This is a genomic window from Methylobacterium hispanicum, assembly GCF_022179285.1.
In the GTDB taxonomy this organism is placed as follows: domain Bacteria; phylum Pseudomonadota; class Alphaproteobacteria; order Rhizobiales; family Beijerinckiaceae; genus Methylobacterium; species Methylobacterium hispanicum.
In genome coordinates this window covers 111,463-127,796 of sequence record NZ_BPQO01000003.1, presented here as the reverse complement: position 1 = coordinate 127,796, position 16,334 = coordinate 111,463, and the positions used below count along the sequence as shown (strand labels likewise).

General features: G+C 73.1%; 18 protein-coding genes. 4 read left to right on the top strand and 14 right to left on the bottom strand.

The window, feature by feature from the left end:
• Positions 1-7 precede the first annotated feature (7 nt).
• The 5 genes from MFF56_RS04585 to MFF56_RS04565 all read right to left on the bottom strand — a co-directional run bounded on the left by MFF56_RS04585 (position 8) and on the right by MFF56_RS04565 (position 4,833).
• Entirely contained in the window at positions 8-370 is a 363-nt protein-coding gene (locus tag MFF56_RS04585) for a lipopolysaccharide assembly protein LapA domain-containing protein (protein ID WP_238229586.1), read from the bottom strand.
• A gap of 52 nt (positions 371-422) precedes the next feature.
• Entirely contained in the window at positions 423-734 is a 312-nt protein-coding gene (locus MFF56_RS04580) for an integration host factor subunit beta (RefSeq protein WP_066926124.1), read from the bottom strand.
• A 65-nt stretch (positions 735-799) separates the two neighbouring features.
• Positions 800-1,777 (bottom strand): signal peptide peptidase SppA, encoded by a 978-nt coding sequence (gene sppA / locus MFF56_RS04575; RefSeq protein WP_066926127.1) that lies wholly within the window; start codon positions 1,775-1,777, stop codon positions 800-802.
• A 333-nt stretch (positions 1,778-2,110) separates the two neighbouring features.
• The gene (gene rpsA / locus MFF56_RS04570) at positions 2,111-3,823 is read right to left on the bottom strand and encodes a 30S ribosomal protein S1 (protein ID WP_066926130.1); all 1,713 of its coding nucleotides are present in this window, start codon (positions 3,821-3,823) and stop codon (positions 2,111-2,113) included.
• Between the two features lie 296 nt (positions 3,824-4,119).
• Positions 4,120-4,833, bottom strand: coding sequence for a DUF1013 domain-containing protein (locus MFF56_RS04565; RefSeq protein ID WP_066926133.1), 714 nt, complete (start codon positions 4,831-4,833; stop codon positions 4,120-4,122).
• A gap of 303 nt (positions 4,834-5,136) precedes the next feature.
• On the opposite strand from MFF56_RS04565, the gene MFF56_RS04560 reads away from it, so the two are divergent.
• The gene (locus MFF56_RS04560) at positions 5,137-5,925 is read left to right on the top strand and encodes an aldolase (protein WP_082773301.1); all 789 of its coding nucleotides are present in this window, start codon (positions 5,137-5,139) and stop codon (positions 5,923-5,925) included.
• Positions 5,926-6,031: 106 nt separating this feature from the next.
• On the opposite strand, the gene MFF56_RS04555 is transcribed toward MFF56_RS04560, so the two are convergent.
• Both MFF56_RS04555 and MFF56_RS04550 read right to left on the bottom strand, forming a co-directional pair.
• Positions 6,032-6,979: a ribose-phosphate pyrophosphokinase gene (locus MFF56_RS04555; protein WP_066926440.1), complete on the bottom strand. Its 948-nt coding sequence runs from the start codon at positions 6,977-6,979 to the stop codon at positions 6,032-6,034.
• Positions 6,980-7,167: 188 nt separating this feature from the next.
• Positions 7,168-7,395 (bottom strand): DUF4170 domain-containing protein, encoded by a 228-nt coding sequence (locus tag MFF56_RS04550; RefSeq protein WP_066926442.1) that lies wholly within the window; start codon positions 7,393-7,395, stop codon positions 7,168-7,170.
• 221 nt (positions 7,396-7,616) lie between these two features.
• Between MFF56_RS04550 and MFF56_RS04545 the strand changes: the two genes are divergently transcribed.
• A complete protein-coding gene (locus MFF56_RS04545) occupies positions 7,617-8,402 on the top strand; it encodes a GNAT family N-acetyltransferase (RefSeq protein ID WP_066926444.1) in 786 nt (261 codons plus the stop codon).
• A 13-nt stretch (positions 8,403-8,415) separates the two neighbouring features.
• On the opposite strand, the gene MFF56_RS04540 is transcribed toward MFF56_RS04545, so the two are convergent.
• Both MFF56_RS04540 and xseA read right to left on the bottom strand, forming a co-directional pair.
• Positions 8,416-8,604 carry a hypothetical protein gene (locus MFF56_RS04540; protein ID WP_066926446.1) on the bottom strand — a complete coding sequence of 63 codons (189 nt, stop codon included), beginning with the start codon at positions 8,602-8,604 and terminating at the stop codon, positions 8,416-8,418.
• 43 nt (positions 8,605-8,647) lie between these two features.
• Positions 8,648-10,357: an exodeoxyribonuclease VII large subunit gene (gene xseA / locus MFF56_RS04535; RefSeq protein WP_238229585.1), complete on the bottom strand. Its 1,710-nt coding sequence runs from the start codon at positions 10,355-10,357 to the stop codon at positions 8,648-8,650.
• Between the two features lie 158 nt (positions 10,358-10,515).
• Here xseA and MFF56_RS04530 point away from each other — a divergent pair, with 158 nt between their 5' ends.
• On the top strand, positions 10,516-10,914 hold the full coding sequence (locus MFF56_RS04530) for a hypothetical protein (RefSeq protein ID WP_066922327.1): 399 nt from the start codon (positions 10,516-10,518) through the stop codon (positions 10,912-10,914).
• 4 nt (positions 10,915-10,918) lie between these two features.
• On the opposite strand, the gene MFF56_RS04525 is transcribed toward MFF56_RS04530, so the two are convergent.
• The gene (locus MFF56_RS04525; protein WP_066922325.1) at positions 10,919-11,368 is read right to left on the bottom strand and encodes an Rrf2 family transcriptional regulator; all 450 of its coding nucleotides are present in this window, start codon (positions 11,366-11,368) and stop codon (positions 10,919-10,921) included.
• Between the two features lie 106 nt (positions 11,369-11,474).
• Between MFF56_RS04525 and hmpA the strand changes: the two genes are divergently transcribed.
• Positions 11,475-12,704, top strand: coding sequence for an NO-inducible flavohemoprotein (hmpA, locus tag MFF56_RS04520; RefSeq protein WP_066922323.1), 1,230 nt, complete (start codon positions 11,475-11,477; stop codon positions 12,702-12,704).
• A 179-nt stretch (positions 12,705-12,883) separates the two neighbouring features.
• Here the strand turns inward: hmpA and MFF56_RS04515 are convergent, their stop codons facing one another.
• The 4 genes from MFF56_RS04515 to MFF56_RS04500 form a co-directional block, all read right to left on the bottom strand.
• Positions 12,884-13,759 (bottom strand): alpha/beta fold hydrolase, encoded by an 876-nt coding sequence (locus MFF56_RS04515; protein WP_066922321.1) that lies wholly within the window; start codon positions 13,757-13,759, stop codon positions 12,884-12,886.
• Positions 13,760-14,791, bottom strand: coding sequence for an SDR family oxidoreductase (locus MFF56_RS04510; RefSeq protein WP_238229584.1), 1,032 nt, complete (start codon positions 14,789-14,791; stop codon positions 13,760-13,762). It lies immediately after the preceding gene.
• Positions 14,788-15,297 (bottom strand): ferritin-like domain-containing protein, encoded by a 510-nt coding sequence (locus MFF56_RS04505; RefSeq protein WP_066922319.1) that lies wholly within the window; start codon positions 15,295-15,297, stop codon positions 14,788-14,790. Before MFF56_RS04505 ends, MFF56_RS04510 begins: the two co-directional genes overlap by 4 nt.
• A 110-nt stretch (positions 15,298-15,407) precedes the next feature.
• Positions 15,408-16,334, bottom strand: coding sequence for an L-histidine N(alpha)-methyltransferase (locus tag MFF56_RS04500; protein WP_238229583.1), 927 nt, complete (start codon positions 16,332-16,334; stop codon positions 15,408-15,410).

The window sequence follows — 16,334 nt, the reverse complement described above, 5'->3', positions numbered from 1 at the left end:
GGGCCGCTCAGCGCGGCGCGGGCAGGGCGGTGCGGGCGGGGAGGCCGCCCGCGGGGACGGTCGCGCCGGGCTCGGGCGCGTAGGTGCGCAGGCGCGCGGTCTCGCCCTCCAGGCGCCGCACCTCGCGCCCGCGCCGGCGCGCGGTGCGGCGGACGCTGCCCTGGCCGAGCCAGGCGAAGATGCCGCCGACCACGATGCCGACCGCGACCGCGGCGAACAGCACCGCGTAGAGCGGCACGCTCGCGCTGAAGGCCGGCACCTGCGAGAACGGATCGAGGGAGAGCCGCACCGGCTCGCGGTTGGCCACCGCGAACAGGATCACCAGGACGGCGACGGGCAGCAGCACCAGACCTTTCAGGAAACGGATCATCGTCTTCTCCAGACCGCGGGCCGGCCCCCGGGAACGCGGCTCACGATACGCCTCACTCGGCCTCTGCCGGGCCGTCGCCGATGCCGGCGGCGTTGAGGCGCTGGCGCATCTCCTTGCCGGTCTTGAACACGGGGATGGCCTTCTCCGACACGGCAACGGCCGCGCCCGTGCGCGGGTTGCGCCCCTTGCGCGCTTCGCGGCGCTTCACCGAGAACGCCCCGAAGCCGCGCAGTTCCACCCGGTCCCCGCGCGCCAGAGCGTCCGCGATCGTGTCGAGGATCGCGTTGACCAGGATCTCGACGTCGCGCTGGTAGAGATGGGGATTGCGCTCGGCGATTCTGAGGACGAGCTCCGACTTGATCATCGTGCGGCGGTCTTCTCGAGGGAGCGAGGGGCTTGTCGAGGGAACGAGGGGCTTGGGCGGCGCGCTCAGGGCGTGCCGGCGGGGCGCCAGAGGACGAGCAGGCCGCCCTCGGTCAGCGCCCGCGTCTCGGTCTCCAGCCCGTGCAGCCGGCCGGCGAGGCCGCCGAGCCCGAGCAGGTCCGCGCCCGTGCCCAGCGCCGACCACAGGCCAAAATCCGAGTCGGAGCGGGGCTTCCAGTCCGTCACCGGCAGCCCCTTGGCCACCTTGCGCTCGCTCTCCAGCCACGCCACCGCCTGCCGCTCGCTGCCGAGTTCGTCCACGAGCCTGAGGGGGATGCTCTGGCGCCCGCTGAACACGCGCCCGTCCGAGACCGCGGCGAGCTGCTGGTCGCTCATCCCGCGCCGCTCGGCCACCAGTCCCTTGAACCAGGCGTAGGTGTCGCCGACGACCGCGGCCAGCGCCGCCCGCGCCTCGGGCGAGGTCGGCGCGAAGCCGGAGGGCTCGGCCTTGAGGGGCGAGGACTTGATGGCCTCGACCTTCACGCCGACCTTGTCGAGCAGGCCCGACACCTCGGGATACTGGAACAGCACGCCGATCGAGCCGACGAGCGAGGTCTCGCGCGCCACGATGTGGTCGGCGGCGAGCGCCGTGATGTAGGCGCCCGAGGCCGCGGTGCCGTCCACGAAGGCCACGACCGGCTTCTTCTCGGCGAGCTGGCGCAGGTTGCGGTAGAGCTCTTCCGAGCCCGTGGTCGAGCCGCCCGGCGAGTTGATCGACACCACCACGCCCTGCACGGCGGAGGCCTCGCCCACCCGCTTCAGGAGCTTGGCGGTGGCCTCGCTGCCCGCGATGAACCCGGAGACGGAGACCCGGGCGATCTGCGGACGCACGGCGCCGAAGCCGAGTCCGTCCGTGCCGGAGCGGGCGCGCAGGCCGACGGCCCCGACCGCGACCACGAGGCCGCCGATGCCCAGCACCCGCCAGAGCGAGAGCTTGCGGCGCAGGCGCCTGCGGTCGATCAGGAGTTCGGCGTCGGCGGCCATGCGATGGTGCTCTCCCTCGCGCGCCAGGCCCGCGGGCCGGCTTCGGATTGCTGCTCGGCGACCACCCGGGCCCGACCGCGCGGTCGGGGCGCCGACAGGTCGAAGCTGTCACAAGCGGCGCCGGTTTGCACCCAAACTTTGGTTGGGTCCAGAGGCTTGACCGAGATTGGCGGGTCGGCGGGGCAGGTTGCACGGCGTGGCCGGCGCCGGGTCGCACCGGAACCCGTCGCGGGTGTGATCCCCTCGGAACGCCGAAGCCCGCCCGGGACGGATCCCGGACGGGCTCGGCGTGCGCGAGGCCGCCCGGCGGAGCCGGGCGGCGGGCGGCGAGGACTAGTCCTCGTCGGTGCGCTTCTTGTTGAAGGCGGCGCCCAGGATGTCGCCGAGCGAGGCACCCGAATCGGCCGAGCCGAACTGGGCCATCGCCTCCTTCTCCTCGGCCATCTCCAGGGCCTTGATCGAGACCTGCACGCGGCGGGCCTTGCGGTCGAACTGCACGACGCGGGCGTCGAACTTCTCGCCGGGGGCGAAACGCTCGGGACGCTGGTCGCCGCGGTCGCGGGCGAGCTCGGCGCGGCGCACGAAGGTCTGCATGTCGGTGTCGGCGATCTTCACCTCGACGCCGGCATCCTTCACCTCGACCACCTCGCAGGTGACGATCTGACCCTTCTTGATCTCGCCGGCCTCGGCGAAGGGGTCGCCGCCGAGCTGCTTCACGCCCAGCGAGATGCGCTCCTTCTCGACATCGACGTCGAGAACCTGGGCGCGCACCACGTCGCCCTTCTTGTACTCCTCGATGACCTGCTCGCCGGGACGGTTCCAGTCGAGATCCGACAGGTGGACCATGCCGTCGACGTCGCCCTCGAGGCCGATGAACAGGCCGAACTCGGTCTTGTTCTTGACCTCGCCCTCGACCTCGGAACCGACCGGGTGCTTCTCGGAGAAGGCCTCCCAGGGGTTCTGCAGGGTCTGCTTAAGGCCGAGCGAGATGCGGCGCTTGACCGGATCGACCTCCAGGATCTGCACCTCGACCTCCTGGGAGGTGGAGACGATCTTGCCCGGATGGACGTTCTTCTTGGTCCAGCTCATCTCGGAGACGTGGATCAGGCCCTCGATCCCCGGCTCCAGCTCCACGAAGGCGCCGTAATCGGTGATGTTGGTGACCCGGCCCTTGAGCTTGGCATCGACCGGGTAGCGGGCCTGGATGCCCTCCCACGGATCGGCGAGCAGCTGCTTGATGCCGAGCGAGATGCGGTGCGTCTCGTGGTTGATCTTGATGATCTTGACCTTCACCGTCTGGCCGATCTGCACGACCTCGGACGGGTGGTTCACGCGGCGCCACGCCATGTCGGTGACGTGCAGCAGGCCGTCGATGCCGCCGAGATCGACGAAGGCGCCGTACTCGGTGATGTTCTTGACGACGCCGTCGATGACCTGACCTTCCTCAAGGTTGGCCACCAGCTCCGAGCGCTGCTCGGCGCGGCTCTCCTCGAGCACGGTGCGGCGCGACACGACGATGTTGCCGCGGCGGCGATCCATCTTGAGGATCTGGAAGGGCTGGGGCGTGCCCAGGAGCGGCGTGACGTCGCGCACCGGACGGATATCGACCTGGGAGCGCGGCAGGAACGCCACGGCGCCGTCGAGATCGACGGTGTAGCCGCCCTTGACCTGGTTGAAGATCGTGCCGGTGACGCGCTCGTTGGCTTCGAAAGCCTTCTCGAGCTTGACCCAGCTCTCCTCGCGACGAGCCTTGTCGCGCGAGATGACGGCCTCGCCCAGCGCGTTCTCGATGCGATCGACGTAGACCTCGACCTCGTCGCCGACGCTGAGCTCACCCTCGCGGCCGGGGCCGGTGAACTCCTTCAGGGCGACGCGCCCTTCCGTCTTGGCGCCGATATCGATGACGGCCACGTCCTTCTCGATCGCGACGACGCGACCCTTGACGACGGACCCCTCGGTGATCTCGTGTTGGAGGAAGCTCTCCTCGAGCAGCGCCGCGAAGTCGTCGCGATAGGCGTTCTGCTGCAGGGCGGTACCAGCGGTCATTCTGTCTCCTGAGGGCCCCGCGGGGCCCGGCGTCGGCGGCTCGTGCTGCGATGCGTCCCCGTCCACCGCGGCCGCTCCCGGGATTTACGGGAGGGGCGACCGATCCCGAGGGAGCGGCTTGCCGACGCAGTGATGCGCTGTCCGAGGGCGGTCCTGCCGGCTGTCGCGGAGGCGCGCAGAATAGAAAAAGCGCGCGATCCTACCGAGAGGACGCGCGCTCCTTACAGCAAAAGGGCTTTGGAGACAATCGCGGCGTACAAACCCTCCCCCCTCTGCGGGGGAGGGAGCACGACGGATCAGTACGCCTCGTCGTCCTCGTCCTCGCTGCGCCGGCCCTTGAGCTTGGCGAAGACCGAATCGGCATCGAGACGCTCGTCGCCGCGGCCGGGGCGATGGTCGTCCTCCGCCTCGTAGCCCTGCGCGGTCGAGACCTCGGCCGGCAGCAGCGAGGCGCCGGCATCGGCCTGGACATGGGCCGGGCGGTCGGCGGCAGCACGCTGAACCTCGAAGTCGAGGTCGATCTGGGTGCACAGGCCGAGCGTCACCGGGTCCATCGGCTGGAGCGAGGCCGAGTTCCAGTGGGTGCGCTCGCGGATCTGCTGGATGGTGGACTTGGTGGTGCCGACCAACCGGATGATCTGCGCGTCCTTCAGCTCGGGGTGGTTGCGCACCAGCCAGAGGATGGCGTTCGGGCGGTCCTGGCGGCGCGACAGGGGGGTGTAGCGCGGGCCCTTGGTGGTGCGCTTCACCTCCGGCAGCTTCACCTTCGAGACCGCCTGCTTGAGCCGGTAGTGCGGCGCCTTCTGGGCCTTCTCGATCTCGTCGCGGGTGAGCTGGCCCGTGGTGATCGGGTCGAGCCCCTTGATGCCGGCCGCGACCTCGCCGTCGGCGATGCCCTTCACCTCCAGCGGGTGCAGCTTGCAGAAGTCGGCGATCTGCTCGAAGGCGAGGGAGGTGTTCTCCACCAGCCAGACGGCGGTGGCCTTGGGCATCAGCGGACCCTGGGACATCGGGCAGCTCCACGTTCACGGGCGCGGGAACGGCCCGAGACGGGGGGCACCGGTCCGCGGGCTCCGGCTCGATCGTCCGGACGTCCCGTCACACGCCACAAATTGGGGGATGCCCACAGTATAGGCGGGGAGCCGGAGCGGCGCAATCGCCGCGCGCGGACGATTCGTGGTCGTCGGCACCGGAAATCGCCGGGCGCGGGGCGGGCCGCTTGCGCGAAGCCCCGAAGGCCTGTTTCCTCCGCGGCGCGCGGCATCGCACGCGCGCCCGCACGGCCAGCGAGCCGGGATCGAGGAGACATCGCCGTGGCCCACGAACTGCGCGCGCTCGGCGCCACCGCCCGTCCCGGCCTCGACGGCATCGACCGCGCCGGGCTGGCGCGGACCCGGACCGACCTCGCCGCCTGCTTCCGGATGGCGGCCCGCTACGGGCTGGAGGAGGGGATCTGCAACCACTTCTCGGCCGTGGTGCCGGGACGCGACGACCTGTTCGTGGTCAACCCCTACGGCCTCGCCTTCGCGGAGATCCGCGCCTCGGACCTGCTCGTCTGCTCCCTCGACGGGCACGTGCTGGAGGGGGAGGGGCGGCCGGAGGCCACAGCCTTCTTCATCCACGCCCGGCTGCACGCCCGCCTGCCGCGGGCGCGCGCCGCCTTCCACACCCACATGCCGAACGCCACCGCGCTCAGCATGGTCGCGGGTGAGCCCCTGGCCTTCGCCGGCCAGACCGCGCTGAAGTTCTACGGCCGGGTCGCGGTGGACGAGGCCTATAACGGCCTCGCCCTGGACGACAGCGAGGGCGACCGCATCGCCGCGACGCTCGGGGAGGCCGACGTGGTGTTCCTGCGCAACCACGGGGTCGTCGTCACCGGCCCGACGGTGGCCGAAGCCTGGGACGACCTCTACTACCTGGAGCGCGCCGCCGAGGTGCAGCTGAAGGCGATGGGCAGCGGGCGCCCGCTGGTGCCGGTGCCGCCCGACATCGCCGCCCGCACCGCCGCGCAGATGCGCGCGGGCGACGCCGAGAGCGCGCGCCTGCACCTGGAGAGCATCCGGCGGCGCCTCGCCCGCGAGGAGCCGGACTTTTCGCACTAGAACGCACGCTGCCGAAGTGGACGCCGGTTCGGCGTAAGAGAGCGCGCCAAGCCGAAGACCTTGAGCCGTTCGCGATCGGGAACGGCTCAAGGGCAGCGGCGCCCCGCTAGTCGAACAGGCTCGACACGCTCGACTCGGTCGCCGTGCGCCCGATCGCCTCGCCGAGCAGCGGGGCGATCGTCACCACGCGGATGTTGCGGGCGAGCTTGACGGCTTGCGTCGGCTGGATCGAGTCGGTGATGACGAGTTCCTTCATCCGCGAGGCGGCGATGCGCGAGACCGCGCCGCCCGAGAGCACCCCGTGCGTGATGTAGGCCGAGACCTCCTTGGCGCCGGCGTTGAGCAGCGCTTCCGCCGCGTTGACCAGCGTGCCGCCGGAATCGACGATGTCGTCCACGAGGATGCAGGAACGGCCCTCGACGTCGCCGATGATGTTCATCACCTCCGACTCGCCCGCGCGCTCGCGGCGCTTGTCGACGATGGCGAGCGAGGCGTCGATGCGCTTGGCGATGGCGCGGGCCCGCACCACGCCGCCGACGTCGGGCGAGACCACCATGCGCTCGTGGATCGAGCCCGCCCGCTCCTTGATGTCGCGCACCATCACGGGGGCGGCGAACAGGTTGTCGGTCGGGATGTCGAAGAAGCCCTGGATCTGGCCGGCATGGAGGTCGAGCGTCAGCACGCGGTCGGCGCCGGCCCGGGTGATCAGGTTGGCCACGAGCTTGGCCGAGATCGGCGTGCGGCCCGAGGTGCGCCGATCCTGCCGGGCGTAGCCGAAATAGGGGATCACCGCCGTGATGCGCCGGGCCGAGGACCGGCGCGCGGCGTCGATCATGATCAGCAGTTCCATCAGGTGGTCGTTGGCCGGGAAGGCGGTCGATTGGACGATGAACACGTCCTCGCCGCGCACGTTCTCCTGCAGCTCGACGAAGATCTCCATGTCGGCGAAGCGCCGGACCATGCACTTGGCCAGCGGCAGTTCGAGGTAGGCGGCGATCGCCTCGGCCAAGGGCCGGCTCGCGTTGCCGGCGATGATCTTGATCGAGGACTTCATGTCCGTAGCCTCACTTGCGTCCACCGCGCATCCCTCCGGGACGCCTTCGCGAATACCTGACCCGCCGCCCGACACGACGCTCGCCGGACGGGCGCGAGCCCCGGCCGGAACGGCTCGGCTCTTACCAGCGGCGTGCTGCCGTCACAACGTTCTCGTTCACCGCATGCGCCTGACGCATGGAATACGTCCTACGGCTCCAGCAGGCGGTGCAGGTGGACGATGAAGTAGCGGGTCTGCGCGCTGTCGACGGTGGCCTGGGCCTTGGCCTTCCAGGCGACCTGGGCGGAGGCGTAGTCGGGGAAGATGCCGACGATGTCGAGGCCCTTCACGTCCTTGAAGCGGACGCCTTCGAGCTCCGACAGCTCGCCGCCGAAGACGAGGTGGAGCTTCTGGTCGCTGTCGATCGTGGTGGTCATGGGGGCTCCTGCTCGGGGGCACCTGCCTGGGGCCGCGCCCGCCGCGCACGGCGTGAGGCATGAGGCGTGCCGCGGCAGGCGGTCGCAAACCGCGGCACGCGCGTCAACCCCGATGGCGTGGCCGGCACGGGTAAGCGGGTGCGGCGGCCGGATCGGATCGGGCTTCGGCGGCGGGGACGGTCACGGCGTCGGGCGGCGGAACGGGACGGAGGGGGGCGGCGATGGACGAGGCGGATCTGGCCTGGCGCGTGGAGGAGGCCTGCCGCAACGCGTGGCCGGCGCCGCGCGAGGCGCATCTCGAGGGCTGGCTGCTGCGGGCGGCCGGCGGCCCGACCCGACGGACGAACGCGGTCAACCCGCTGCGCGGCCCCCGCGCGGCCCCGGCGGCGGCAATCGCGGCCTGCGAGGCGGTCTTCCGCGGGCTGGGCCGGCCGGCCCTGTTCCGGATCGTCTCGCTCGCGCCGGAACTCGACCCCGAGTTGGCCCGCCGGGGCTACGCGGCCGAGGGCGCCTCGCTGACGCTCGTGGCCGACCTCGCGGGGCTCGCCGAGAGCGCGGATCGGGTGAGCCTCGCCGAGGCGCCGGACGCGGCGTGGCTGGCCTTCCGCGCCGCGATCAACCGGTCCGATCCGGAGGCGGAGCGCGTCTACCGGGCGATGCACGCCGCGATCCTGCTGCCGCGCGCCTGCGCGGCCCTGCGGCTGGACGGGGCGATCGCCGCGCAGGCCTACGGCGTGCTCGACGGGGATCTGGTGGTGATCGAGTCGGTGGCGACGGAAGAGGCCTGCCGCGGGCGGGGATACGGCCGGCGCGTCGTGTCGGCGCTGATGCGCTGGGGCCGGTCCCGGGGTGCGACCGCCGCCTGCCTTCAGGTGGTGGCCGACAACCCGCCGGCCCGGGCGCTCTACGCGGGACTCGGCTTCGACCGGGAGGTATCACGCTACCATTATCGACGCGCGCCGAGGGCCGACGCGGCCTCCGAAGCGGGCAGCCGGAGGAGGGCGTGAGGGTCGCGACGGCCTAGACGCGGGTATCGACGACACGGCCCTGGCCGGGCGGGGCAGGGGGCGCGGCGGACTGGATCGCGCCGGCGACCAGCTCGGCCACCGCGCGATCGGCCGTGATCTGCTGGCGCGCCACCGCCACCCCCATCTGCTGGGAGAAGGCGGCGGCGAGCATCTGGGTGGCCTGCGCGGCGACGGTGGTCATGCCCTGAGTCTGACGGGCGCCGGTGAATCCGCCGTTACGGCCCTCACGCCTCGAACAGCGAGGCCTGCTGCGCCTCCGGCTCGGCGGGCTTGCCGCGGGCCGCGGCCCGGCGCGGCGCGCGGCGCGGGGCCTTGTCGGGCTCGGGCAGGACGGAGAATGGGGCAGGGGGCCCGGCCTCCGCGCCCTCCGGCCGCGCCCGCACGGTGCCGTCCGCGAATTGCAGGCTGAGGCCGGGCGCGCGGGCGGCGTCCGCGGCGCGGCGCAGGGGCGCACCGTCCGCGTCGCGCACCAGCACGTAGCCGCGCTCCAGCACCGCCCGGTAGCTCAGCGAGCCGAGGAGCCCGCCCAGCGCGGCGAGCCGGTCGCGGCGGCGCTCGACCGTGCGGGCGCCGGCTTGGGTGAGCCGGGCCAGAACCGCGGCGAGCCGGTCCGCCCGGCGCGCCTCAAGTGCCCGGGCCCGCTCGATCGTGGCCTCGCGGGCGACGACGAGGCGGCGGCCGAGCTGACCGAGATGCTCGCCCTTGCGCAGCAGGTCGTTGCGCACGGCCGTCCGCGGCCGGTGGTCGATGCGGGCGAGGCGCGCGCGGGCGTTGGCGAGCGCCACGTCGGGCGAGCGCCGCGCCAGCCGGTCGAGCAGCGCCTGCAGGCGCTGGCGGTGGCCGCGCGCGCCCGCGGCCAGCGCCGGCGCGAGGCGGGCCTCGGCGAGGTCGAGGCGCTGGCGCTTGCCCGCCAGGAAGGCGTCGGCGGGGGGAATCGCGCGGGCCGCCGCCCGGAGGTCCGCGCGGTCGCGGTCGAGCCGGCGCAGCACAGCGCCGTGGTTGCGCCCGCCGAGATCGTGCACGGTCGCGACGAGCTCTGCGCGCATCGGCACCGCCATCTCGGCCGCCCCCGTGGGCGTCGGTGCGCGGCGGTCGGAGACGTAGTCGATCAGCGTGGTGTCGGTCTCGTGGCCGACCGCCGAGATCAGCGGGATCCGGCTCTCGTGGGCGGCGCGGACCACGCATTCCTCGTTGAAGGACCAGAGATCCTCGATCGAGCCGCCGCCGCGGGCGACGATCAGCACGTCGGGCCGCGGGATCGGACCATTGGGCGCCAGCGCGTTGAAGCCGCGGATCGCGGCCGCGACCTCCTCGGCCGCGCCCTCGCCCTGCACCCGCACCGGCCAGACCAGCACGGGGCGGGGGAAGCGGTCCGCCAGCCGGTGCAGGATGTCGCGGATCACGGCGCCGGTCGGCGAGGTGACGACACCGACGACCCGGGGGAGGTAGGGGATCGGCTTCCTGTGCGCGGGGTCGAACAGCCCTTCGGCCGCCAGAACCCGCTTGCGCTCCTCCAGGAGCGCCATCCAGGCGCCCAGGCCCGCCGGCTCCAGGCTCTCGACCACGATCTGGTACGACGACTTGCCGGCAAAGGTGGTGATGCGCCCGGTGGCGACCACCTCCAGCCCCTCCTGCGGCTTCTGGCGCAGGCGCCCGAACACGCCCTTCCAGACCACCGCGTCGATGCGCGCCTGCCCGTCCTTGAGGGAGAAGTAGGCATGGCCCGAGCCGTGCTGGCCGCGATAGCCCGAGATCTCGCCGCGCAGGCGGACATGGCCGAAGGCGTCCTCCAGGGTGCGCTTGAGCGCCGCGGCGAGGTCGCCGACCGACCATTCGGGCTGGTTGGCGGCGAGCACCCGCGCGGAGGGCACGTCGGTGGCGGTGGGTTCCGGCGGGCGCGAGGCGGCGCGCGGGGGCGGGGGCACGAGGGGCATGGGGCCGGAGGCTAGTCCCTGGCGCCGATGGGGTCGAGCCCGGGGCCGGCAGCGGCCACCGCTTTCGGGGCCGGCGGGGCGCCGGGGACACGATGCCGCCCGCGGCTTGCGGATGCCGAGGTGCTCGCCGAGAATCCGGCCGAACGGGGAGGATCACGATGAAGCGCGCCGCACTCGCCGTCACGCTGCTCGTCTTGAGCGCGGGTCTCGGCTTGCCCGCGACCGCCCGCGGCCAGACCGTCGAGGACGGCTCCGGAGCCCGGATCGGGCCCGCGGACACCCGCGCGGTGCTCGATCTGGTCGGGCGGAACCTGAACAGCCCGGAGGCGCGGGTCACCGAGCTGCGCCGGGCCGAGGGCGGGGCAATCTGCGGCTCGGTCGACGTCAGGAACCGGCAGGGGCTCTACGGAGGGCCGCGCGGCTTCGTGGCCGATCTCGCCGGGGCCTCCTTCGGCCGCGTGCCCGATGGCCCGGAGCTTCTGAGCCCCGCCCGGGGCGAGGACCGGGAGGCCATGGAGCGGGTGCGACAGCTCTATTTCCGGCTCTGCCTCGATTAGCGGATCACACCGGCTCCGGCGGTGCCAATCCCAGCATCAGTGCGACCGCCGCCCCGTCGCCGCCCCCCAGGAGGTCGGCCAGGGTGTAGCCGTCGAGCACGGCGAGGAAGGCGGCCAGCGCCTCGCCCAGCGCCCGCCGCAGCCGGCAGGACGGCGTGATCGCGCAGGCGCCGCCCGCGAAGCACGCGACCAGCGCCAGATCCTCCTCGGTCTGCCGCACCACCGCGCCGACCACGATCTCGGCGGGGTCGAGCGCCAGCCTCAGGCCCCCGCCCCGGCCCCGGATCGTGCGGACCAGCCCGAGCCGGCCGAGCTGGTGCACCACCTTGGTCAGGTGGTTCTCCGAGATGCCGTAGGCGCGCGCGATCTCGCCGATCGAGCTCTGCCGCGGCTCGTTCAGCCCGAGATAGATCAGGGTGCGCAGGGCGTAGTCGGTGTAGCGGGTCAGGCGCATGCGGGGATCCGGACGCCGAAAAGATACATCATCGGTACACCTTTGTCTTGCACGCCCCTGACGCGGTCCTTAAAGATGCATCGTCGATGCACCTTCTGAGGCGACCATGCCCGAGCCCCTCGAACCCGCCACCGTCGCGCTGATCAAGGCCACCGTGCCGGCCCTGGAGGCCCACGGCCTCGCCATCACCCGCCGCATGTACGAGCGCCTGTTCGAGAATCCCGAGATCCGCGACCTGTTCAACCAGTCGCATCACGGCGAGACCGGCTCGCAGCCGAAGGCGCTCGCCCAGGCCGTGCTGGCCTACGCGCGCCACATCGACGACCTCGGCGTACTGGGTGGAGCGGTCGAGCGCATCGCCCAGAAGCACGTCGCGCTCAACATCCTGCCCGAGCACTATCCGCACGTCGCCGACGCGCTGCTGGCGGCGATCCGCGACGTGCTGGGCGAGGCGGCGACGCCCGAGATCTGCGCCGCCTGGGGCGAGGCCTACTGGTGCCTGGCCGAGATCCTGATCGGGCGCGAGGCGGCACTCTACCGGGCGCACGCGGCGGCGCCTGGCGGCTGGACCGGCTGGCGGGCCTTCCGGGTGGAATCCGTGCGCGACGAGAGCGCGGAGGTGCGCTCGTTCTGGCTGGTGCCGGCGGATGGCGGGCCGGTGATGCCGCACCGGCCGGGGCAGTATCTGGGCTTCCGCGTCGCGCTGCCGGGCGGGCCCACCCTGACGCGCAACTACTCGATCTCCTGCGCGCCGAACGCGCGGGCCTACCGGATCAGCGTGAAGCGCGAGCGTCGGACGGGCCTGCCGGAGGGCATCGTCTCGAACTGGCTGCATGCCGAGGCGGGGACCGGCACGGTGCTGGCGGTGGCAGCGCCCGCGGGCGAGTTCGTGCTGGAGGGCGAGGGCCCGGTGGTGCTGGCGAGCGGCGGCGTCGGCCTGACCCCGCTGCTGAGCATGGCCGAGACGCTGGCCGCGGAGACCCCCGCGCGCCCGGTCCTCTGGGCGCACGGCACCCGGGACCGCGGCAGCCACGCCTTCGCGGCGGAGCTGCGGGCCCTGGTCGAGCGGGCGCCGGGCCTCACGCTCGCGACCTTCTACGAGGGTCTGGCGGCTGATGCGCCGCTCGGGGCCGACGAGCACCGGGGGCTGATCACGGCCGGCTGGCTCGCCGAGGCCGCGCCCGCGGGGGCGACCTTCTACCTGTGCGGGCCGAAGCCCTTCCTGGCGGCCCTGACGCACGGACTCGCCGCCCGCGGCGTCCCGGCGGAGCGGATCCGCTACGAGTTCTTCGGCCCGGCCGACGATTTGGAGACGCCCGCGTTGGAAGCGGCGTGAAGTCCCGGTTTCGAAAGGCCCGAGGCCTTTCGCGGGTGCAGGGTGGAACCCTGCATTCGGCTTCTCCGACCCGGCTTTGCCGGGTCGGAGAAGCCGATCCCGGGGCTGCGCGCCCCGGACCCCGCCTGCAGCGCCTTGAGGCGCCGAAAGGGCCTCGGGCCCTTTGGGATCCCAGGACCCTATGCGGCGATCGCCAGCGCCGCCTCTACCACCGCGTCCTGTCGGAAATGGTGGAGCATGTGGCCCTCGCCCCGCAGCCAGTGCAGGCGCGCGCCCGGGATCAGCAGGGCGGCGCCGCGCCCGTGCAGCGTCTGGTTGGTGACGATGTCGCCGCTGCCCGACAGGATGTGGACCGGCGCCCGGCAGAGCGGGTAGAGCGCCGCGCTGCGGGCGAGGTCGGTCCAGAGCAGGTTGGCGTTCTCGCCGTCCGCGACCAGCCGGTCCGGCCGGCCCGCGAGGGCGAATGGGAAGCGACGCGCGAAGGTCTCCGGCATGGCGCGGGGCAGGAACAGGGCCCGCCAGAGCAGCGGCAGCAGCACCGCGTCCGCCGGGGCGAGCGCCCGCGAGAGCGGCGGTCCGACGACGGGCACCGCGCGCGGCCCGAACAGCACCTGCTCCAGCCTGGGCTCCGGGAAGGCGATCGGCGCGATCGCCACGACGCCGCGGATCCGCTCGGGCGCTGCGAGCCCGCAGGCGAGCGCCACCGCCCCGCCGAAGGAGTGCCCGGCCACGACCGGGCGCTCCAGCGAGAGCGCGTCGGCGACGGCCAGAACGAGGTCGGCCTGCCGCCAGAGCGAGGCGTCCGCGGGCCGGCCGTGCCCGCTCTCGCCGTGGCCGGGCCGGTCGATCGCCACGACCCGGAAGTGCCGGGCGAGCGCGGCCATCGGCCCGAGCCACATGTCGTCGAGCGTCACCAGGGCGCCGTGCACGAGGATCAGCGGCGGCCCGGCGCCGGCCTCCGCGTAGGCGATGCGCGGGAAGCCCGGCAGGTCGAGGAAGCGGCGCGGGGCGGGAGCGCCGAATGGGTCGGGCGCCGGCGCGGGATCGGCCGCCATTCAGCGCCGCCGCCGCGGACGGGCCCCCAGCAGTGTCGCGGCGCCGAGCGCGAGCCCCGCCGCCGCGAGCCCGGTGAGTGCCAGCGGGTGCAGGCTCGCCCGGGTGTAGGCGCTGGAGTTCAGCACCAGAGCCCCTTGCCCGCCGCGCACCTCCCCGGCCCGGACGGGCGCGTGCAGGGCGCCTTCCGGATGCTCCGGCGGCCGCGATCGCTTCTGGAAGGCGGTGATCGCGGGGGCGAGGTAGTCGAAGGCGCCGGGTGCGAACTCCTTGGTGGCGGCCATCAGCTTGGCGGCGCCGCCGATATAGATGTCCCGCTGCGGATGCACGGCCGCGTGCAGGATGGCGCGGGCCACCACCTCCGGCGCGTAGACCGGTGGCGGCAGGGTCGGCTCGCGCTCCATGTAGTTGCGGGCGCGCTGGGGCAGGGGGGTGTCGACCGAGGCCGGCTTCACCAGGGTGACGGAGATTGGCAGCCCCTCCTGCAGCAGTTCCATGCGCAGCGCGTCGGTGAAGCCCTTCACCGCATGCTTGCTCGCCACGTACATGCCCTGGAACGGGAAGGGCAGGTCGGAGGCGACGCTGCCGAGATTGATCAGCCCGCCCCCGCCGCGGCTGCGGAAATGATCGACGGCGACCAGCGAGCCCAGCACCGTGCCCCAGAGGTTGGTCCGGAGCAGGCGCTCGTGGTCGGCGTCGCTGACCGCGCCCAGCGGCCCGTAGATCGTCAGCCCCGCGACGTTGACCCAGGTGTCGAAGCCGCCGAAGGCCTCGACCGCGCGGGCCGCGATCCGCTCCACATCCTCCCGCACGCCGACATCGGCCGGCACGTCGATCGCCTGTCCCCCGGCGGCCTCGATCCCGGCGCGGATCTCGGCGAGCGCGTCGGCGCTGCGGGCGGCGAGCACCACCCGCGCGCCCCGCGCCGCCGCCATCCGGGCGGTGGCGAGCCCGATGCCGCTCGACGCGCCGGTGACGACGACGACCTGCCGCGCCAGCGGCGGCCGCCGCGTGGTCCCCCCGAGCACGCTCACCGGTCGGCCTTCTCGCCCGCAGTGGTCAGCTCGATGTAGCGCAGCGTCGTCGGCTGGATCAGCTCGTTCACCCGCTGGGCCATCGCCTGCTCCTCGCGCAGCGATTGCTGGAAGCCGGCGTTGTGCGCGCCCTGGCCGGCGGCGTCCGCGATGGTGAGGAGCGAGGTGTAGGCCGCGATCTCGAAGTTCTCGAAGGCGTGGTTGGCGTAGGTGTTCTTCAGGATCTCGTCCTGGGCCGGGGTGTGGCCGAGCGCCATCATGTTGCCGACGAAGCCGAGGATGCCCTCCTTGATGGTGGAGGGGCTCTCCGACAGGCTGCCCAGCGCCTCCTCCAGCCGCTGGCGCTGGCCGTGGGTCTCCTCGACGTGGCGGCGCAGCGCGTCGGCCATCTCGGGGTAGCGCTCCAGCCGCTCGATCTGCCGCTCCATGATCTGAAGCGCCTGCATCTCCAGGGCGTGGGTGTTCTTGAGCGCGGTGATGTAGATCGCGCGGGTGTCGAGAGCCATCGCTGGTGTCTCCTCGGGGTGGCGTGCCGGGACCGGCACGAAGGGGTCGTCCGGAAGTCAGCGCTTCGCGGTGCGGCCAAGTTTCCGAAGCGATGCACGCAAGGGTTGCGTCATTCGGTCCGCAGCAGGTGCAGGCTGAACAGCCCGTCCGGGTCGAGCCAGACGCGCTCCGGCCGCCAGCCGGCCCGTTCGGCGAGCGCCCGGAAGGCGTCGGGCGGGTATTTGTGCGAGGTGTCGGTGCGGACGCTCTCGCCGTCCGCGAAGACGAATGCGTCCTCGTCCAGCCGGATCGTCTGCGCACCCCGGGCGACGAGGCGCGCCTCGACCCGGAACGGCTCGGGCTCGACCCGCACCGCGTGGGCGAAGCCCTCCGGGTCGAGATCCGCGCCGAGTTCGCGCCGCATCCGCACCAGGATGTTGCGGTGGAACGCGGCCATCAGGTCGCCGCCGTAGCTCCGGTAGAGCCGGGCCTCGTCCCGGGTCGGGTCGACTCCGACGAGGAGGCGCGAGGGCCCGAGCGTGTCGCGGATGCGGGCGAGCAGACCCTGCGCTGCATCGGGCGCGAAGTTGCCGATGCTGGTGCCGGGAAAGAAGCCCAGCACCGGCCCGTCGTCGAGCCTGACGGGCAGGCGCACCGGGCCGCCGTAATCGGCGCAGACCGGCGTCATCGCGACCGCGGGATAGTCCGGTGCCAGCCGGGCGACCGAGGCCGCGAGGTAGTCGCGGGAGATGTCGAGGGCGAGGTAGCGGGCCGGCCGGTCGAGGGCGTCGAGCAGGGTGCGCACCTTGCGGCTCGCCCCGCTGCCGTACTCGACCACGCTGGCGCGGGGACCGACGAGCCCGGCGACCTCGAACGCCACCGCCGGCAGGAGCGCGGTCTCGCGGCCGGTCGGGTGGTAGTCGGGGCTGTCGCAGATCCGGTCGAACAGGACCGAGCCGGCCTCGTCCCAGAGCCAGGTGCCGGGCAGCGTCCGCGGCCGGGCCGAGAGCCCCGCGCGCACGGCCCGGGCGAAGGCCTCGCGAGCCGCGTCCGCCAC

Excerpts from the sequence above, each read along its gene's own strand:
- MFF56_RS04515 (WP_066922321.1), bottom strand. The coding sequence starts at position 13,759 with ATGGCGGCCGATCCCGCGCCGGCGCCCGACCCATTCGGCGCTCCCGCC.
- xseA (WP_238229585.1), bottom strand. The coding sequence starts at position 10,357 with ATGCCCCTCGTGCCCCCGCCCCCGCGCGCCGCCTCGCGCCCGCCGGAA.
- MFF56_RS04585 (WP_238229586.1), bottom strand. The coding sequence starts at position 370 with ATGATCCGTTTCCTGAAAGGTCTGGTGCTGCTGCCCGTCGCCGTCCTG.
- MFF56_RS04565 (WP_066926133.1), bottom strand. The coding sequence starts at position 4,833 with ATGTCCCAGGGTCCGCTGATGCCCAAGGCCACCGCCGTCTGGCTGGTG.
- MFF56_RS04555 (WP_066926440.1), bottom strand. The coding sequence starts at position 6,979 with ATGAAGTCCTCGATCAAGATCATCGCCGGCAACGCGAGCCGGCCCTTG.
- rpsA (WP_066926130.1), bottom strand. The coding sequence starts at position 3,823 with ATGACCGCTGGTACCGCCCTGCAGCAGAACGCCTATCGCGACGACTTC.
- MFF56_RS04525 (WP_066922325.1), bottom strand. The coding sequence starts at position 11,368 with ATGCGCCTGACCCGCTACACCGACTACGCCCTGCGCACCCTGATCTAT.
- MFF56_RS04545 (WP_066926444.1), top strand. The coding sequence starts at position 7,617 with ATGGACGAGGCGGATCTGGCCTGGCGCGTGGAGGAGGCCTGCCGCAAC.
- MFF56_RS04580 (WP_066926124.1), bottom strand. The coding sequence starts at position 734 with ATGATCAAGTCGGAGCTCGTCCTCAGAATCGCCGAGCGCAATCCCCAT.
- sppA (WP_066926127.1), bottom strand. The coding sequence starts at position 1,777 with ATGGCCGCCGACGCCGAACTCCTGATCGACCGCAGGCGCCTGCGCCGC.
- MFF56_RS04540 (WP_066926446.1), bottom strand. The coding sequence starts at position 8,604 with ATGACCACCGTCGCCGCGCAGGCCACCCAGATGCTCGCCGCCGCCTTC.
- MFF56_RS04505 (WP_066922319.1), bottom strand. The coding sequence starts at position 15,297 with ATGGCTCTCGACACCCGCGCGATCTACATCACCGCGCTCAAGAACACC.
- MFF56_RS04550 (WP_066926442.1), bottom strand. The coding sequence starts at position 7,395 with ATGACCACCACGATCGACAGCGACCAGAAGCTCCACCTCGTCTTCGGC.
- MFF56_RS04530 (WP_066922327.1), top strand. The coding sequence starts at position 10,516 with ATGAAGCGCGCCGCACTCGCCGTCACGCTGCTCGTCTTGAGCGCGGGT.
- hmpA (WP_066922323.1), top strand. The coding sequence starts at position 11,475 with ATGCCCGAGCCCCTCGAACCCGCCACCGTCGCGCTGATCAAGGCCACC.